The organism is Streptomyces sp. NPDC059373 (assembly GCF_042751495.1).
In the GTDB taxonomy this organism is placed as follows: Bacteria; Actinomycetota; Actinomycetes; order Streptomycetales; family Streptomycetaceae; genus Actinacidiphila.
Genome location: NZ_JBHYXC010000021.1, coordinates 53,587 through 70,974 on the forward strand (window position 1 = coordinate 53,587; position 17,388 = coordinate 70,974).

Annotated in this window: 15 protein-coding genes; 4 read left to right on the forward strand and 11 right to left on the reverse strand. The window is 70.5% G+C overall.

Annotation, left to right across the window (positions count from 1 at the left end):
* Nucleotides 1–99: 99 nt before the first annotated feature.
* Entirely contained in the window at nt 100–714 is a 615-nt protein-coding gene (locus tag ACFXJ5_RS25495; protein ID WP_384635366.1) for a TetR/AcrR family transcriptional regulator, read from the reverse strand.
* Between the two features lie 113 nt (nt 715–827).
* On the opposite strand from ACFXJ5_RS25495, the gene ACFXJ5_RS25500 reads away from it, so the two are divergent.
* Complete coding sequence (locus tag ACFXJ5_RS25500; RefSeq protein ID WP_384635368.1) at nt 828–2,378, forward strand: MFS transporter; 1,551 nt, start codon at nt 828–830, stop codon at nt 2,376–2,378.
* Nucleotides 2,379–2,479: 101 nt separating this feature from the next.
* On the opposite strand, the gene ACFXJ5_RS25505 is transcribed toward ACFXJ5_RS25500, so the two are convergent.
* The 5 genes from ACFXJ5_RS25505 to ACFXJ5_RS25525 form a co-directional block, all read right to left on the reverse strand.
* On the reverse strand, nt 2,480–4,096 hold the full coding sequence (locus ACFXJ5_RS25505; protein WP_384635535.1) for a DUF4153 domain-containing protein: 1,617 nt from the start codon (nt 4,094–4,096) through the stop codon (nt 2,480–2,482).
* Between the two features lie 206 nt (nt 4,097–4,302).
* Nucleotides 4,303–5,208 carry an ADP-ribosylglycohydrolase family protein gene (locus ACFXJ5_RS25510; RefSeq protein WP_384635371.1) on the reverse strand — a complete coding sequence of 302 codons (906 nt, stop codon included), beginning with the start codon at nt 5,206–5,208 and terminating at the stop codon, nt 4,303–4,305.
* A 68-nt stretch (nt 5,209–5,276) separates the two neighbouring features.
* Nucleotides 5,277–5,942, reverse strand: coding sequence for a histidine phosphatase family protein (locus ACFXJ5_RS25515; protein ID WP_384635374.1), 666 nt, complete (start codon nt 5,940–5,942; stop codon nt 5,277–5,279).
* A 48-nt stretch (nt 5,943–5,990) separates the two neighbouring features.
* The gene (locus ACFXJ5_RS25520) at nt 5,991–6,827 is read right to left on the reverse strand and encodes an SDR family NAD(P)-dependent oxidoreductase (protein WP_384635377.1); all 837 of its coding nucleotides are present in this window, start codon (nt 6,825–6,827) and stop codon (nt 5,991–5,993) included.
* Nucleotides 6,827–7,549: an SDR family oxidoreductase gene (locus ACFXJ5_RS25525; RefSeq protein WP_384635380.1), complete on the reverse strand. Its 723-nt coding sequence runs from the start codon at nt 7,547–7,549 to the stop codon at nt 6,827–6,829. Before ACFXJ5_RS25525 ends, ACFXJ5_RS25520 begins: the two co-directional genes overlap by 1 nt.
* A gap of 86 nt (nt 7,550–7,635) precedes the next feature.
* On the opposite strand from ACFXJ5_RS25525, the gene ACFXJ5_RS25530 reads away from it, so the two are divergent.
* A complete protein-coding gene (locus ACFXJ5_RS25530; RefSeq protein ID WP_384635383.1) occupies nt 7,636–8,235 on the forward strand; it encodes a TetR/AcrR family transcriptional regulator in 600 nt (199 codons plus the stop codon).
* A 51-nt stretch (nt 8,236–8,286) separates the two neighbouring features.
* On the opposite strand, the gene ACFXJ5_RS25535 is transcribed toward ACFXJ5_RS25530, so the two are convergent.
* Nucleotides 8,287–9,120: an SDR family oxidoreductase gene (locus tag ACFXJ5_RS25535; protein ID WP_384635386.1), complete on the reverse strand. Its 834-nt coding sequence runs from the start codon at nt 9,118–9,120 to the stop codon at nt 8,287–8,289.
* 126 nt (nt 9,121–9,246) lie between these two features.
* On the reverse strand, nt 9,247–9,852 hold the full coding sequence (locus ACFXJ5_RS25540) for a YdbC family protein (protein ID WP_384635389.1): 606 nt from the start codon (nt 9,850–9,852) through the stop codon (nt 9,247–9,249).
* Between the two features lie 86 nt (nt 9,853–9,938).
* Between ACFXJ5_RS25540 and ACFXJ5_RS25545 the strand changes: the two genes are divergently transcribed.
* Nucleotides 9,939–10,343 carry a VOC family protein gene (locus ACFXJ5_RS25545; protein WP_384635392.1) on the forward strand — a complete coding sequence of 135 codons (405 nt, stop codon included), beginning with the start codon at nt 9,939–9,941 and terminating at the stop codon, nt 10,341–10,343.
* Between the two features lie 95 nt (nt 10,344–10,438).
* On the opposite strand, the gene ACFXJ5_RS25550 is transcribed toward ACFXJ5_RS25545, so the two are convergent.
* Together ACFXJ5_RS25550 and nrdR are read right to left on the reverse strand one after the other, a co-directional pair.
* Nucleotides 10,439–13,330 (reverse strand): vitamin B12-dependent ribonucleotide reductase, encoded by a 2,892-nt coding sequence (locus ACFXJ5_RS25550; RefSeq protein WP_384635394.1) that lies wholly within the window; start codon nt 13,328–13,330, stop codon nt 10,439–10,441.
* Between the two features lie 121 nt (nt 13,331–13,451).
* On the reverse strand, nt 13,452–13,967 hold the full coding sequence (nrdR, locus tag ACFXJ5_RS25555) for a transcriptional regulator NrdR (RefSeq protein ID WP_384635397.1): 516 nt from the start codon (nt 13,965–13,967) through the stop codon (nt 13,452–13,454).
* A gap of 484 nt (nt 13,968–14,451) precedes the next feature.
* Between nrdR and lexA the strand changes: the two genes are divergently transcribed.
* A complete protein-coding gene (gene lexA, locus ACFXJ5_RS25560) occupies nt 14,452–15,222 on the forward strand; it encodes a transcriptional repressor LexA (RefSeq protein WP_384635400.1) in 771 nt (256 codons plus the stop codon).
* Between the two features lie 128 nt (nt 15,223–15,350).
* Here lexA and ACFXJ5_RS25565 read toward each other — a convergent pair whose 3' ends face one another.
* Nucleotides 15,351–17,357 carry an ATP-dependent DNA helicase gene (locus ACFXJ5_RS25565; RefSeq protein ID WP_384635403.1) on the reverse strand — a complete coding sequence of 669 codons (2,007 nt, stop codon included), beginning with the start codon at nt 17,355–17,357 and terminating at the stop codon, nt 15,351–15,353.
* Nucleotides 17,358–17,388: the final 31 nt, after the last annotated feature.

The following is a 17,388-nucleotide window of genomic DNA, read 5'->3' on the forward strand; positions in this document are numbered from 1 at the left end:
ACGGGTACCGCCGGCGCATGCCCGCACCGCCCGCGGGCATGCGCGAACCGCCCTGCTCGTGACCTTAAGCACAGAGCGCGGGCCGCGCCCGCCGAGCGTTCAGGGCCGCAGCAGCGGCACCATCACCTGGTCGACCGTCTCGATCAGGTCCGCCTCGTCGATCTCCCGGCCGCCGAGCTTGGCCCGGTACATCATCAGGGCGGGGACCACCTCGGCGACGATGTCGCCGGTGGCGTCCGCGCGCACCTCGCCTCGCTCGATCCCGCGTCGTACGACGGCCTTGATGAGCTGCTGCGCCGGCTCGACCACGCGCCGCAGGATCATTTCGTGGAAGAGATGAGCCGCGTCGGTGTCGCATTCGTCGAGCACCGAGCGCAGCGCGAGACCGCCGGGCGAGTACATGGCGTCGCGCATCCGCACGGCGAGGCTGAGCAGATCCTCGCGCAGGCTGCCCAGGTCGGGCACGTCGCCCACCTCGGGGATCGACAGGTTCAGCGCGTCCGCGACCAGTGTCTGCTTCGAGGGCCAGCGGCGGTAGACGGCGGCCTTGCCGGTCTGGGCGCCGGCGGCGACCCCCTCCATGGTCAGTCCGGCCCAGCCGACAGTGCCGAGCTGCTCCAATGCGGCATCGAGGATCGCCCGTTCGAGCACCGACCCGCGACGGCGCAGCACTGCCGGCTTCGCGGGTCCGTCGGCTTCCTGCCGCATGACCATGGCACCTCCAAAAACCAATTCTAGTGAACGCTTGCGTTCACTACACTTACCCCCATAGTCTCGTACAGAGTGAACGCCACCGTTCACTAAGTCACTGTTGTTGGGGGACTCTCGTGACGACTTCGCAATTGAGTACCACTCCACGAAAGCCAGGTGCCGCGCGGCGGGACGGACGTCCGGGGATCGCCCTCGCTGTCATCGCCGCTTGTCAGCTGATGGTCGTGCTGGACGCCACCATCGTCAACATCGCTCTTCCGCATATCCAGAGAGCGCTGTCGTTCTCGACCACCGACCTGTCCTGGGTGCTCAACGCGTACACACTGACCTTCGGCGGCCTGCTGCTGCTCGGTGGACGGGCCGGGGACATCCTGGGCCGGCGCAGGGTGTTCATCTTCGGCATCCTGCTGTTCTCGCTCGCCTCCCTCCTCGGAGGCTTCGCCCAGGAGCCGTGGCAGCTGCTCGCCGCCCGCTCCCTGCAAGGAGTCGGCGGGGCGATCTGCTCGCCCACCTCCCTCGCTCTGATCACCAGCACCTTCCCCGAAGGCCCGGAGCGCAACCGGGCCTTCGGTGTCTTCGCGGCCGTCTCGGCCGGTGGCGGCGCGGTCGGCCTGCTGGCAGGCGGCATGCTCACCGAGTGGCTCAGCTGGCGCTGGGTGTTCTTCGTCAACGTGCCCATCGGTCTGCTCATCGCCTTCCTTTCGCCGATCTTCATCAACGAGTCGCACAAGCATCCCGGCCGCTTCGACATCGCCGGAGCGATCACCTCGACCGGCGGCATGGCCTCGATGGTCTACGGGTTCATCCGCGCCGCCGACAAGGGCTGGCGGGACGGGCTGACTGTCGCGGCGTTCGCCGCCGCCGTGGCCCTGCTGGTCTCGTTCGTCCTGATCGAGCGGCGGGCGCGGGAGCCGATCACCCCGCTGAAGATGTTCGCGGACCGCAACCGCTCGGGGACGTACGTGATCATGCTGAGCCTCGCCGCGGCGATGTTCGGGATGTTCTATTTCATTGTCCTCTTCGTGCAGAACGTGCTCGGCTACAGCGCGATCGCCTCCGGCTTCGCCTTCCTGCCGGTCACCGTCGCCATCATCGTCGGGGCGGGGCTGTCCACCCGCTTCCTGCCGGTGCTCGGGCCCAAGCCGTTCCTGGTCACCGGCGCGATTTTCACCGGCATCGGCATGGCCTGGCAGACCCAGATCGATCCGGGCAGCAACTACGTGAGCGGGGTCCTCGGGCCGATGCTCCTCTTCGGCTTCGGCATGGGGCTGAACTTCGTCACGGTCACCCTTACCGCCGTCTCCGGGGTCGCACCGCACGAGGCGGGCGCCGCTTCCGGGCTGCTCAACGCGACCCAGCAGGTAGGTGGTTCGCTGGGGCTCTCGATCCTGGTGACGGTCTTCGGTACGGCCAGCCGTAGCGAGGCCACCAAGCAACTGCCCGACTTCCTCGCCCACGCCACGCCCGCGCAGAAGGCCGCGTTCGAAAAGACGCAGACGCTCCCCGCGCCATGGGGCCACGAGGTGCTGGCCCACGGCATCTCGACCGCGTTCATAGCGGCCGTCGCGCTGGTCGCGCTCGCCCTGTTCACGGCGGTCTTCGTGATCCGGGTACGCAAGAGCGACCTGGAGGCGCTGAGCGGCACCGCCGGGGCTGCGGCGGGCTGAGGGCCGGGGATACGGGAAGGACGGGGAGGGGACGGCGCCGCCGCACGGCCCGGCGGAGGTCAGGGCGGCGGCGCCAGGCGTCTCATCTCACGCGTGACAGGTCATTCGCGGAAGGTGACGAGGCCGGCCTCCTGGCACGGATCCCCCGCCGCGAGCGGCCGGTCGGCCAGGATCGTACGGGCCCGGGCCTCGCCGAGACTGGTGGCGTACCAGGCCTCGCCGTCGTGGAGCCGGCTCTCGATCACTCCCAGGGCGCAGGAGCGCTGGGGTTCGGGCAGCCGGTCGAGAGCGGGCACGGCGTCGGCGGACAGGCCGCGCAGATAGTCCAGGTCGAGCTTCCCGGTGTTCTCGTAGCGGGTGACCTGCTGGTCTGCGATCAGCCCGTCGGGCGAGGCGAGGCCGAAGGCCAGAATACCGACGGCCGCACTGGCCACGACCGCGCGGGGCAGCCAGCCGTTGCCCAGGATCCCGGCCGCCATGATCAGCACGATGACGAGGCCGAGCCACAGCTCCATCCCCGCCACCGAGATGCGCAGCCGGGTCAGCCCGTAGGCGTTGACGTACAGCTCCATGCGGCGCAGCGCCGAGGCGACCACGACCAGCGTGAGCAGGCAGATCGCGCCGAGCACGGATCGTACGAGCAGCCGGTCACGATCGGTGCCGCGCGGGGCCCAGCGCAGGGCGAGGGCGATCACCAGGACGGTGAGGAGAGTGACGGTGAGCAGCTGCCAGAAGCCCTGCCGGGCGTACTGCGCGTAGGTCTGGCCGGTCTCGGCGAGCACCTTGTCGTAGCCCCCGAACAGCACGGTGAGCTGGACGGCGTTGAAGAGGGCGAAGAGCGCGGCGAGGACGACGAGCGGCAGCGTCCACTCCAGGCGGCTGCGAGCGCGGCCCGGCTTGACCTCGATCCGGTCCCAGCGGCGGGGTGAGGCCGCGGTGCGGGCGACCGCCAGGGCACCTATCAGGCCGAGGACGAAGAACAGGAAGTGCAACGGGCTGTCGCCGACCGACACGTCCGGAGTGAGATTCCCCAGAAGGTCGGCGAAGGCGGCGTCGGCCCCCGCGAAGAGCGCGCCGAAGACCACCAGAAGGACCACCGCCACCGCGGCGGCCCTGACCACCGGCCACCAGCGGTCGCGGCTGCCCCCGGTACGCTCCCGCAGCCCCTGCAGACCCCAGGCGAGACCGGAGACGACCTCGCCCCACACGCCGACGCTGCCGAACAGCACACCGGGCCAGGTGCGGCCGCCGTGCAGGGCCAGCGAGCCGAGCGCGAGAGCGGCGACGACGGCGAGGGAGGCGGGCCAGCCCGCGTCCCTCAGGGCGGGCAGGGCAAGCAGCGCAAGGCCCGCGGCAGCCCACAGCATGGTCCACGGGCGGGGCATGCGCCCGGCGGCGCGGGCCGCCAGCGCGGCGGCGACGGCGGCCGGTACGGCTACGAGCAGCAGGTTCAGCCCCACTCCCCCGTCGAGCAGCAGGGCGGCCAGGATCCCGGTAGCCAGCACCGCCCACAGCGCCCCCGACCGGATCGCGGCCGGAGCCTTGGCCCGGCTGGCGATGACCCACTGCGGCGGCGGTGGCGGCGGCGCTCCTGGCCACGCCGGGCGGGGCTGCTGCGGCCCTCCATAGGCGGGCCGGTGCGGCGGCCTCTGTGGCACGGCATCGGACGGTGTGTCAGACATGGAGCCCCCTCCCCGCCGGCCCCGGCCCCGGCACATGGGCACGGGCAGAACCGACGACTGTCGGCGCGCACCGGTCAAGATCAACCGACGGCGTGGCCGACACGCTACGCCCGGCTCGGCGCAAGCCGCCCCCAGGTGCATGACCGGCGCAGACCTGTGACGTGCTCGTGACACAGGACAGGTTTTGGCGCCGCCTCGGTCGCCGAGGTCGTTCAGCTCGTCCGGGTGTAGCCACGGTCGGCTCAGACGCCGGGCACCCACTCCGGCAGGGCTTCGCTCCGCTCCAGCCACCCGTTGGGCGGCGCACCATCGGGGTGGGCGGCCACGATGCCCCCGACTATGGCGCAGGTGGTGTCCACATCACCGCCGGCACGGGCCGTGGTCCAGAACGCCTTCTGGTACTCGCCCAGATGGCGGGCCGCCACCCACAGTGCGAAGGGCACCGTGTCATGCGCGCTGGTCCGCCGACCGCAGCCGAGCACCGCGGCGACGGTCGCCACGTCCGCGTAGTCGAGCATGTCGCGGGCGCGCCGCAGCCCCGCCTGCACGGCGCTGCGCGGTACGAGGCCGATGACCCCGTCAAGCAGTGCCGCGGGGTCCTTGGGGCCGTCCGCGTCGGCCACCAGCGCGGCCGCCGCCGCGACGGCCACGGCCCCGACCACGCCTTCGCGGTGCTGGTGCGTGGTGTAGGCCGACAGCTCGGCCTGCTCCGCCGCCATCTCGGGCTCACCTGCGTACCAGGCGCCGAGCGGCGCGACCCGCATGGCCGCGCCATTTCCCCAGGAGCCCTGTCCGTTGAACATCTCCGCGGCCAGCGTGCGCCAGTCCGCGCCCTCCTGGCGGATCAGCCGCAGCATCCGGTTCACCGCCGGTCCGTACCCGCGGTCGAAGTCGTGGCGCTGCGCGAAGGACGCAGCGAGCGCGTCCTGGTCGATCGCACCATGGCTGCCCAGGACCGCCACCACGGAGCACGCCATCTCGGTGTCGTCGGTCCACTGCCAGACGCCCGGCGGCAGCGTGCCGCTCTGCAGAGCCGGGTAGTTGGCGGGTACGAAGAACTGCGAACCGAGGGCATCGCCCAGGGCCAGTCCGCGCAGGCTTGCGAGCGCGCGCAAGAGGCGGTCGGTATGTCGGGAGTCAGGGGTCATCGCGCCGGAAACTCTGACATCACGTGTCATCAGGGTCAATCACCCTGTGCTCAAACTCACCCGCGGACTCACCCGTGATACCGCGACAGATCGGAGTCCGCCGTACGCCACCGGTCGAAGGGCCGGTCGAGCCGGTACTTGCCGTCGGGTCCGAGCAGCAGCATGCGGGTCTCGCCGTTGTCCGGGTTGGACAGGCACTCGAACTCGTCGACCGTCCAGTGAAACCAGCGCATGCAGAACAGCCGCATGGTCAGCCCGTGGGTCACCATCAGCACATTCGGCGGGAAGTCGGCGTTGTCGAAGGCCCGGTACAGCGTCTCCAGGAAGGCCCCGACCCGGTCGTAGACATCCGCTCCCGACTCGCCCTGCGCGAAACGGTAGAAGAAGTGTCCGTACGCGTCCCGGGCCTTGCGCTGCCGCTGCACGTCCTCCGCGTCCTGGTAGTTCCCCCAGTCCTGCTCGCGCAGACGCGGCTCCTCCTTGGCCCGGGTGAGACGCGGATCCAGCCCCAGCAGGTGGAAGGTCTCATGGGTCCGCCGGTAGGGCGAGACGAACGCCTGCACCCGCTCGCCGCCGAACAGCTCCCTCAGCCGGACGCCCGCCTCGCGCGCCTGCCGCTCGCCGGCTGCGGTGAGCAGCAGGGCGTGATCCGGGACCCGTTCATAGATCGTGTCGTCGGCGTTGCCCTGGGACTCTCCGTGCCGGATGAGCACAATGCGGCGGGGTCGTGCCATGACTTCACTCTAGGTGGCCGCTCTGGGGCAAGCGCGTCGGCACCCCCTTCACTGCTTGCGCGCGCCACGGGGGCGTGCGACAAACCCTTCGGACAGCTCCCGAAGTCGGCGGCGGGCGACGGGATCGTACGCCTGACGGTCGGCCCGGGACTCCCGGGTGCCGTCGAAGTAACGGCCGCTGCCCAGGCCGGGCGCGTCGACCAGACGGAGGGTGGCCTCACCGCCCTCTTCGACGGTGCTCCAGGGTGTGACGCCGCCTTCCCGGACCATGGTGGTGTCCATATAGGTCGCCGGGTGCAGCGCGTTGACGGTCACCTCTGTGCCGCTCAGCTCCTCCGCCAGGTCAAGGGTGAACATGATCTGCGCCAGCTTGCTCTGCGCGTACGCCCGCATGCCGCTGTAGCCGCGCTCCAGCATGGGATCGGCGAAGTCGATGGCCTGCTGGCCGACGGACGCCACATTGACGACGCGGGCCGGGGCTGAGGCGGTCAGCAGCGGGAGAAGGCGACGCGTCAGGCGGTAACCGGCGAGATAGTTGACCGCGAGGCGCAGCTCGATGCCGTCGGTGCTGAGCTCGCGGCGGCCACCGGGTGAGGTGGCGCCGACGCCCGCGTTGTTGACCAGGACGTCCAGCCGCGGCGAGCGGGCCATCACCTCGTCGGCGAGCCGGTCCACCTCCCGCAGGTCCGCCAGGTCGGCGAGCAGTACCTCCGCGCGGTCCTCGCCGGTCACCCGGCGGATCTCCTCGCGCACCCGCGCGGCCCGCTCGGCGCTGCGCCCGTGGAGCAGCACCCGCGCACCGTCCGTGGCGAGCCGCACGGCCAGCCACCGGCCGAGGCCGTCGGTCGAGCCGGTGACCAGCACGGTCCGTCCGTCGTGCGCCATCACAGCGCCGACGGCCGCAGCCGCGAGCCGCCGTCCACGGAGAGCACGACGCCTGTCGTGAAGCCGGCGCCGATCAGATAGGCGATGGCGTCGGCTATGTCCTCCACATGCCCGACCCGTCCGGCGGGAGCCGACTTGGCGTAGGCGTCGAAGGTCTGCTGCCGCGCCTCGGCGTCCAGCCAGTCCCACCAGGGCGTGTCGATGATCCCCGGCGAGACCGCGTTGACCCGCGCGGGGGCGAGCTCCACGGCCAGCACCGGCACCATCGCCTCGACGGCCGCGTTGACCGCGGCGAGGCCTGCCGTGCCCGGGATGGCGGCGCCGGCCGAACCCGCCGTGACAAAGGTCAGCGATCCGTCGGGCCGGAGCACCTCGAGGGCGGCCTGGGCGGCGATCGTCTGCGCGACGAACTTGCCCTCGGCGGCCTCACGGAGCGCCTCGGCCGGTATCGACCGGAAGGGCCCGGCCGCCGTCGCCCCGGTGGCCGCCAGGACGACGTGATCCACCCGGCCCAGACCGGCGAAGAGGGCACGCATCGCCTCCTCGTCCCGGGCGTCCACGGCGGCCCCCGACGCACCCTCGCCCAGCTTGTCCAGCGCTGCCCGCAGTCGGCCGGCGTCTCGTCCGGTGACGACGACCTCGCGTCCTTCCTTCAGCTGCCGCTCGGCCACGGCGAGCCCGATGCCCGAGGTGCCGCCGACGACCACGATCCGCTCACTCATTGCCTGCCCCACTCTCATTACAAGACACGGTGACTCGTTAAATATAATCGAGGCACCGTGTCTTGTAAAGCCTGTAAGGTGATCCCATGACAGAAGCTGCGGCCCCCCGCGGCAGGCCCCGGAGCGAGACGGCGCGGCGCGCCGTGCTCGACGCGGCGCTCGAGCTGTGCCAGCGCGACGGTTTCCAGGCCCTGACCGTCAAAGCCATCGCCGAGACCGCCGGGGTCGGTCGGCAGACCGTCTACCGCTGGTGGCCCACCAAGGAGGCCGTCCTGCTGGACGCCCTACGCGACGTCGGCCTGCGCGAAGCCGTCCGGCTCACCCCCGACACCGGCGACACGTGGCGCGATGTCCGGAGCCTCCTCGAAGCCACCTTCGCCATCACCCACCAGCTCACCGGCAAGGCCCTCGTCGGCCTGATGGCCGAGGCCCAGCACGACCCCGCACTCTCGGCCCGCCTCCAGGGCACCGTCATCGGCCCCCGCAGACACGCCTTGCGCGAGATCCTCGCCCGGGGCGTGGAGCGCGGCGACCTCAGCGACGCCGAGTTCCCGCTCGACCTCGCCGTCGACTTCGCCTTCGGCACCATGTGGTACCGGCTGCTCAGCCATCACGCCCCCGTCGACGACGGCCTGGCGCGGCAGATCACCGCCGCGCTGCGCAAGCTGCTCAACCCTGCCCGCTGACCTGCCCGGTCAGCCCCGCCTTGTCAGCCCTGCCCACTCAGACCCACCCACTCAGCCCCGCTCGCCGGCCTGCGCCACTCCGTACGTACGATCCCGGAGCGGCGCGGCGGCCAGGAAGTCGTCGAAACCACGCCGTCCGACCGAGCCGCCCCCGCGCACCAGCAGCCCGCCGGCCCGTAGTGCCCTCATCGCCTTGCCGGGCAGTGGAAGTGGCAGCACGGGACGGCGACGGCCCGAGGCCCGCAGCACCGCCCGCACCAAGTCCGCTCCGCTCCACACCTTCGGGCCGCCGAAGTCCGGGGCCCGCCCGGCCGGCTCGCCCAGCGCCAGTTCCGCCAGCCGGTCAGCGACCTCCCCGACTTCGACCGGCTGGACGAGCACCCCAGAGGGGACCGGCACGACGGGCAGCCGGGCAAGCTGCTGGGCCCCCGCCAGCACCAGGTCGTGGAACTGCGTGGCCCGCAGCACCGTGTACGGCAGGCCGGAGGTCTCGAGCAGCCGTTCCGCCGCGAGCTTCGCCCTGTAGTAGCCGACCGGCACCAGGTCGATCCCCACGATCGACACGTGGACCACATGGGGCGAACCGGCCGCCCTGGCCGCCTCGACCAGATGGCGGGTGGCCGACTCATCGGTCTTTCCTGCGCCCTTGGTGTCGCTGGCGCAGTTCACGACCACACCGACCCCGTCGAGCGCCTCGGCAAGACCGGCCCCCGTCGCCAGGTCACCGACCGCCCAGCCGGCCTTGTCGGGAGTGTTCGCCGCCCGCTGCGGCCGGCGGCTCAGCACCCGCACCGGCCGCCCCGTATCGAGCAGCCTTCGCACCACCGCGGCCCCCAGCACACCGCTGCCGCCGGTCACCAGAATCGTCTCGTTGGCCATGGTCATGACGGTCCCATCCCTTCCCGGCGATCGCCGATCGCCGATCGCCGATCTCTCAGGGATGACCGAACAGCCGCCGCGGATGTGACACTCCGATACCCCGGCTCCCCCGGGCCACGCCGGGAAGGCGCGTCACACCGTCCAGGCCTGCACGACGTCCACCACGTCGCCCGCCACGGCCAGCACGTCCGCCTCCAGATCGGCCCGTTCAGACAGCCGCGCCACCGGTCCTTCCCGGTACTTGGCGCGCTCGGTGGCCGTGTCCCACATCGACAGCACGAGAAAGTCGCAGTCGGGCCCCTGCGCGAAGACCCCGCGCAGCATTCCCGGCGACCCCGCCATCGCCGGATTCCACACCTTCTCCTGCATCAGGGTGAAGTGCTCGGTCCGGTCCGGCCGTACCTTGCAGTGCATCAGCCGCAGTACGTCCGTGTCGGCGAAGCGCGCCCGGAAGCCGACCTTCACATCCAGCCGGTGCTCGAAGAGCTTCACGCCCAGGCTCTCGTACGTACCTACCTGCGCAGCGGCGAGCCGGTCGTGCGAGCCCGCCATGAAGGCGTCGTGGTACGCCCGCGTGTCCCAGATGGAGAACAGATGGGCCACTCCGGGCTGCCCCCGGCTCCACCCGCCGCCCTGTCCCCGGAACCCCGGCTCACCCAGCAGCCCCGCCCACTTCCGCTGCCCTCGTTCGAACCCCGCCCGGTCGATGACGCCGCAGCGAATCCACTTCACCAGCACCGCGCCATCCTATGGCCCACCAGCGATGCTTCCCTCCCGGAGGACCCGTCAACTCCCCCTACGGGTAAAGGAATACGATCCACCCCATGGACGCCCTGTATCCACGCCTGCTCGTCGACGACTTCGAGTCCGCAGCCCGCTTCTGGACGGCCGCTCTGCGCGACCTCCTCTCCATCGAGCCGGTCAAGGTCCTGCCCGAGGCCGGATACGCCAACTGGGATCTGAACGGCGAGGCCGTCCTCGTCCTCTACACCCGCCGGAACATCGCGATGACCATCGGCACCGACGTCCTCCCCGCCCGAGCCGCCGCGCAGGACGGTGCCATGCTCGTGCTCCGCGTGCCCGACGTCGACGCCGCCGCCCGCCTGCTTGCCACACACGGCGCCGACGTCCTCGCCGAGCCCCAGGACCGCCCCGACTGGGGCCCGGGCCTGCGCACCGCACACCTGCGCACACCGGACGGCACCCTCGTCGAGCTGCAGTCGTACTGACAAATTCGCACGGGCAAAATCGCAAGGGCAAAGTCGTACGGAAACCGAAAGGGGCGCCGACCACAGGCCGGCGCCCCTTCAGCTCATCTCAGCGGTCAGCTGCAACCGCTGGTGGAGCCGCAGCCCTCGCACAGGTAGCAGCTGCCTGCACGGCGCATCTTGGTGCCGCAGGAGAAGCACAGCGGTGCGTCGGCGTTGAGGCCGAGCTGGATCTCCATCAGCTCCGTGGAGTTGTGCGCGGCCTTCGGCGCGGGCACCGCGGCCACCGGCTTGGGTGCGGCGGGGGCCGGCTTGGGGGCCTCGGCCTGGCGGGGGGCGGACTGGGCGAGCCCCTCGACGTCGACGTCCTCGGCGGAGGGCTCGTACGAACCCGTGTCGAGGTGGCGCTGACGCTCGCCGGCGGAGTGGATGCCGAGGGCGGAGCGGGTCTCGAAGGGCAGGAAGTCCAGCGCCAGGCGGCGGAAGATGTAGTCGACGATCGACTGGGCCATCCGCACGTCCGGGTCGTCGGTCAGGCCGGCCGGCTCGAAGCGCATGTTGGTGAACTTCGAGACGTACGTCTCCAGCGGGACGCCGTACTGCAGACCGACCGAGACGGCGATGGAGAAGGCGTCCATCATGCCCGCGAGGGTCGAGCCCTGCTTGGACATCTTGAGGAAGACCTCGCCGAGACCGTCGTCCGGGTAGGAGTTGGCGGTCATGTAGCCCTCGGCGCCGCCCACCGTGAAGGAGGTGGTGAGGCCCGGACGGCCCTTGGGGAGGCGCTTGCGGACCGGGCGGTACTCGACGACCTTCTCGACCGCGGCCGCCACGGGGGCGGGCTCCTCGGCCTTGGCCGGCTCCTTCTTCTTGGCGGAGAGCGGCTGGCCGACCTTGCAGTTGTCGCGGTAGATCGCGAGCGCCTTCAGGCCGAGCTTCCAGCCCTCGTGGTAGACCTCCTCGACCTCCTCGACGGTGGCCGACTCCGGCAGGTTCACGGTCTTGGAGATCGCGCCGGACAGGAACGGCTGGGCCGCGGCCATCATGCGCACGTGGCCCATGGCGGAGATCGCGCGCTCGCCCATGGCGCAGTCGAAGACCTCGTAGTGCTCGGGCTTGAGGCCCGGGGCGTCAATGACATTGCCGTGCTCGGCGATGTGGGCGACGATCGCCTCGACCTGCTCCTGCTGGTAGCCGAGGCGGGTCAGGGCCTGCGGGACCGTGCCGTTGACGATCTGCATGGAGCCGCCGCCGACGAGCTTCTTGAACTTGACCAGGGCCAGGTCCGGCTCGACGCCCGTGGTGTCGCAGTCCATCATCAGGCCGATGGTGCCGGTGGGCGCGAGAACGGACGCCTGGGCGTTACGGAAACCGTTCTTCTCGCCGAGGCGCAGCACGTCCTGCCAGGCCTCCGTGGCGGCGGCCCACACCGGGGTGTCGAGGTCGTCCATGCGCTTGGCGGTGCCATTGGCGTCCGAGTGCTGCTTCATGACGCGCTTGTGGGCGTCGGCGTTGCGGGCGTACCCGTCGTACGCGCCGACGACGGCGGCGAGCTCGGCGGAGCGCTTGTACGAGGTGCCGGTCATCAGGGAGGTGATGGCACCGGCGAGGGAGCGGCCGCCGTCGGAGTCGTAGGCGTGGCCGGTGGCCATCAGCAGGGCGCCGAGGTTGGCGTAGCCGATGCCGAGCTGACGGAAGGCGCGGGTGGTCTCGCCGATTTTCTCGGTGGGGAAGTCGGCGAAGCAGATGGAGATGTCCATCGCGGTGATGACCAGCTCGACGACCTTGGCGAAGCGCACGGCGTCGAAGCGCTGGTTGCCGTGGCCGTCGTCGTCGAGAAACTTCATGAGGTTGAGCGAGGCGAGGTTGCAGGACGAGTTGTCCAGGTGCATGTACTCGCTGCAGGGGTTGGACGCGGTGATGCGGCCGGTCTCCGGCGAGGTGTGCCAGTGGTTGATCGTGTCGTCGTACTGAATGCCCGGGTCGGCGCAGGCCCAGGCGGCCTCGGCCAGCCTGCGGAACAGGCCCCTGGCGTCGACCTCCTCGATGACCTCGCCGGTCATGCGGGCGCGCAGGCCGAACTTCGAGCCCTTTTCGTACGCCTTCATGAACTCGTCGTTGACACGGACCGAGTTGTTGGCGTTCTGGTACTGGACGGACGTGATGTCGTCGCCGCCCAGGTCCATGTCGAAGCCCGCGTCGCGCAGGGCGCGGATCTTCTCCTCCTCCTTCACCTTGGTCTCGATGAAGGCCTCGACGTCCGGGTGGTCGACGTCCAGGACGACCATCTTGGCGGCCCGGCGGGTGGCGCCGCCCGACTTGATCGTTCCTGCGGAGGCGTCGGCGCCGCGCATGAAGGAGACCGGTCCCGAGGCGTTGCCGCCGGAGGAGAGCAGCTCCTTGGAGGAGCGGATACGGGAGAGGTTCAGGCCGGCGCCGGAGCCGCCCTTGAAGATCATCCCCTCTTCCTTGTACCAGTCGAGGATCGAGTCCATGGAGTCGTCGACGGAGAGGATGAAGCAGGCGGAGACCTGCTGGGGCTGGGCGGTGCCGACGTTGAACCAGACCGGCGAGTTGAAGCTGAAGACCTGGTGGAGGAGGGCGTAGGCCAGCTCGTGGTCGAAGATCTCGGCGTCGGCGGGGGACGCGAAGTACCCGTTGTCCTCTCCGGCCTTGCGGTAGGTCTTGACCACGCGGTCAATGAGCTGCCGGAGGCTGCTCTCGCGCTGCGGGGAGCCGACGGCGCCGCGGAAGTACTTGCTGGTGACGATGTTGACCGCGTTCACCGACCAGAAGTCGGGGAACTCGACGCCACGCTGCTCGAAGTTGATCGAGCCGTCGCGCCAGTTGGTCATGACGACGTCACGCCGCTCCCAGACCACCTCGTCGTAGGGGTGCGTCCCCGGGGTGGTGTGGATGCGCTCGATGCGCAGGCCCTTGTTCGCCGCAGCCGCCTTGCCGGCCTTGGCGCGGGAACCTCGTGCCGGGCCGCTCGTCGTCTCTGTCATGTGCCGCCTCCCAATACAGGCAAAACGCCTTGAACCGCCGCGGTCTTCCCCGCTGCACGGTGTTGTCTGCCGCCGGAGCACCCCCAGGCGCCCCGGCAAATCTCTGGTTGTCCGCCGCCGGTCAGTCGGCGGCGTGGGCGGGAGCGGGGACGTCGATGTCCTCGTCGGGCCCTGGGGTGTCGTCCGTTGGCCGCTGCTCGCGGCGCAGCTCCACGACGGCCGCCTCGAAGTCGTCCAGCGAGTCGAAGGCGCGGTAGACCGAGGCGAAGCGCAGGTACGCGACCAGGTCGAGGTCCTGCAGCGGGCCCAGTATCGCCAGTCCGACGTCGTGGGTGGTCAGCTCGGCACTTCCGGTCGCACGCACCGCCTCCTCGACGCGCTGCCCGAGCTGGGCGAGTGCGTCCTCGGTGACGGGGCGGCCCTGGCAGGCCTTGCGGACTCCGGCGATGACCTTGTTACGGCTGAAGGGTTCGGTGACCCCGCTGCGTTTGATGACCATCAGCGAGGCCGTCTCCACGGTGGTGAAACGGCGGCCGCAGTCGGGACACTGCCGGCGGCGGCGGATCGAGGTGCCGTCATCGGTGGTCCGACTGTCGACGACGCGGCTGTCGGGGTGCCTGCAGAAGGGGCAGTGCATGTGACTCCTTCTCCCTTCTCACCCTCGGTGAGCGCACGGCAACAATGCCCACAGAGCCCTTCCGGGCCCCGCGAAGCTCTCACAAGCATAGGCGATTTCGCGGGCCGATGAGACCCCGAACCACTACTTGTGGGCGAGTGACACCTATGTAACCACTAGATCTGGTGGCTCGATGTCCAATGTCGAGAACCGCGTGTCGCGGCGCGCCGACCGGCGGGAGCCTACGCGAAGGCGCACTCGGCACATGAGGCGGGGCGGGGGCTGACACACTGGGTAGACCTGGCGTCACGGTGCGCTCACAGTGGCCGCTTCGCGGCGGAGCGATGGACATCCCGTGATTAATCGAATCTACTTGCGATCTATACACCCGATACCTTGATCGTGTCAGCCGATCTGCACAAATTCACTCGAACGTGTGTTTGGCGCAACCTTTCGAAAGCAACTACCGTTGTCGTACTAGGGAGAACACTCGAGAGGGGCCGCCGTGACCACCACCGCAAGCAGCGCCACACTGACCGCCCAGGACCGCTCCCAGGACCGGCTACGCCCGATGGACGCGATGACTGACGACACGCCCAAGCCCGCACGCTCGCTTCCCGGCCGACCTCCGGGGATCCGGGCGGACAGCTCCGGACTGACCGACCGACAGCGCCGGGTCATCGAGGTGATCCGGGATTCCGTCCAGCGCCGCGGCTACCCGCCGTCCATGCGCGAGATCGGGCAGGCGGTCGGGCTCTCCAGCACCTCGTCGGTGGCCCACCAACTGATGGCCCTGGAGCGGAAGGGATTCCTTCGCCGGGACCCGCACCGCCCGCGCGCGTACGAAGTGCGCGGATCGGACTCCACGTCGGTGCAGCCCACCGACACCGCCGGCAAGCCCTCGGCGTCGTATGTGCCGCTGGTCGGCCGGATCGCGGCCGGTGGCCCGATCCTGGCCGAGGAATCGGTGGAGGACGTCTTCCCGCTGCCGCGTCAGCTGGTCGGCGACGGCGAGCTCTTCGTGCTCAAGGTCGTCGGTGACTCGATGACCGAGGCGGCCATCGTCGACGGCGACTGGGTCACCGTGCGCCGTCAGCCGGTCGCCGAGAACGGGGACATCGTTGCCGCCATGCTCGACGGCGAAGCCACCGTCAAGCGGTTCAAGCGCGAGGACGGCCATGTGTGGCTGATGCCGCACAACTCCGCCTACCAGCCCATCCCCGGCGACGAGGCGACCATCCTCGGCAAGGTGGTGGCCGTGCTGCGCCGGGTCTGACCACGACCCCGCCCTAGTACCGGGCCCCGAGACCACTGCGCCGGTCTCGGGGCTCCGCTATGTGGCTGGGCGCCGCCGCTCTCGCGGCCGTCGCGGCTCACCGTGGGGCTTTGAATTGATGGTGGCGGCTATTCCTCGTCAGTCGTTGCCGCGTCGGTGGTAGTCGTCGCGGCTGCGTCGATCGCGGCCAGGGACCTCCGTACGACGTTGCGGTCGGTGGTGTACCAGAGGTCGGGCATGGTGCTGCGCAGGAAGCTGCCGTACCGGGCATTGGCGAGGCGGGGGTCGAGGACGGCGACGACGCCGCGGTCGCCGGTGGCGCGGATGAGACGGCCGGCGCCCTGGGCCATCAGGAGGGCGGCGTGGGTGGCGGCGACGGCCATGAAGCCATTGCCGCCGCGCTGCTCGACATCACGCTGACGGGCGCTCATCAGCGGATCGTCGGGGCGGGGGAAGGGGATCCGATCCATGACGACCAACTGGCAGTTCACACCTGGTACGTCCACGCCCTGCCAGAGGGAGAGGGTGCCGAACAGGCACGTACGGGCGTCGTCGGCGAAGCGGCGGATCAGCTCGCCGAGGGTCTCCTCGCCCTGGAGCAGGATGGGGTGGTCGAGCCGGCCGCGCAGCGCCTCGGCGGCGGCCTGTGCGCCCCGCATCGACGAGAACAGGCCGAGGGTGCGGCCGCCGGCGGCCTCGATCAGCTCGGCGAGCTCGTCCAGCATGTCCTCGCGGCCGCTGTCCCGGCCGGGCTGGGAGAGGTGCCTGGCGACGTAGAGGATGCCCTGCTTGCGGTAGTCGAAGGGCGAGCCGACGTCGAGGCCCTTCCACTGCAGAACGTCCTCCGCCCCCTCCTCCGTGCTCGGCGTGCCCTCCGGGGGAAGGCCGAGGGAGGCTGCGACGCCGTTGAAGTCGCCGCCGATCCGGAGGGTGGCGGAGGTGAGGACGACGGAGCGCTCGTTGAAGAGCTTCTCGCGGAGCAGCCCGGACACATTGAGCGGGGCGACGCGCAGTGACGCGCCGAAGCGGTCGTGGCGCTCGTACCAGAGCACGTCGAATTCGGAGCCCTCGACGATGCGCTCGGCGACCTCGTGGACGTTCTCGATGGAGGCGCGGGCCAGCTTGCGCACGGCGTCCTCGTCCTGGACGGAGCGGTCGCGGGTCTCGCCGAGCGAGGTGAGCACCAGGCGGCAGGCGTCGCGCAGCGCCATGAGGGCGTACGTCAGGTCCTCGGGGACTTCTTCGAGGCGACCGGGAAGCGCCAGCTCCATGAGCCTCTCGAAGCCCTCGGAGGCGCTGAGCAGGGCGTCGGCGGCCTTCTCGTTGACCAGCTTGGAGGCGAGCTTGACGGCCCGGTTGACCCGGCCGGGGGTGAGCTCGCCGGTGGCGACGCCGGTGACCCGGGAGACCAGCTCGTGGGCCTCGTCGACGATCAGCACCTCGTGCGGGGGCAGCACGGGGGCGCTTTCGAGGGCGTCGATGGCCAGCAGGGCGTGGTTCGTGACGACGACGTCGGCCAGCTTGGCGCGCTCGCGGGCGGCCTCGGCGAAGCACTCGGCGCCGTACGCGCAGCGCTGGGCGCCCAGGCATTCGCGGGAGGTGACGGAGATCTGGGACCAGGCACGGTCAGAGACGCCGGGGGTGAGGTCGTCGCGGTCGCCGGTCTCGGTCTCGTCCGACCAGTCGCGCAGCCGCAGCAGGTCCTTGCCGAGCTTGCTGGTGGGCGCCGCGGCCTCGAACTGGTCGAAGAGCCCGTCGCCCTCGTCCTCCGGGGCGCCTTCGTGGAGCCGGTGCAGGCACAGATAGTTCGAGCGGCCCTTGAGCATCGCGTACTGAGGCTCGCGGCGCAGCAGCGGATGCAGGGCCTCCACGGTGCGCGGCAGGTCGCGCTGGACGAGCTGGCGCTGCAGGGCGATGGTCGCGGTGGCGACCACCACCCGCTCGCCGTGCGCGAGCGCCGGCACCAGATAGCCGAGGGACTTTCCGGTGCCGGTGCCGGCCTGGACCAGCAGATGGGAGCCGTCGTCGACAGCGGACTCGACGGCTTCGGCCATGGTGACCTGGCCAGGGCGCTCCACGCCGCCGACCGCGGTGACGGCAGCGTGGAGGAGGTCGGAGAGGGCGGGCTTCGTCATAGGCCCACCAGACTAAGGGGCACCACTGACA